Below are 252 nucleotides of genomic sequence, written 5' to 3' on the forward strand. Positions count from 1 at the left end.
TAAGTGGCGTCCCCAAGGGGATTCGAACCCCTGTTACCGCCGTGAAAGGGCGGTGTCCTAGGCCTCTAGACGATGGGGACGCAGAAATTGGTTTGCAAATCACTGATTTGCTATTTCTGCGTAAGATGAGACCGAGCCTGCGAGGCGAATGGCCTTAGCTTAAACAGAAAGTTTCTGTGTCACTAGGACAACTGAATAGTTAGACTCGATTCAGACGAGCTTTTAATAACACAACACTTTTAGTAAGTGGCG

At 48.0% G+C, this 252-nt stretch carries 1 tRNA gene; it reads right to left on the reverse strand.

Annotation, left to right across the window (positions count from 1 at the left end):
* Window positions 1–4 precede the first annotated feature (4 nt).
* Window positions 5–80: transfer RNA gene (locus EXT43_RS20570), tRNA-Glu, on the reverse strand.
* Window positions 81–252 lie beyond the last annotated feature (172 nt).

The sequence above is a fragment of the Pseudoalteromonas sp. CO109Y genome (assembly GCF_004208935.1).
Lineage (GTDB): Bacteria > Pseudomonadota > Gammaproteobacteria > Enterobacterales > Alteromonadaceae > Pseudoalteromonas > Pseudoalteromonas shioyasakiensis.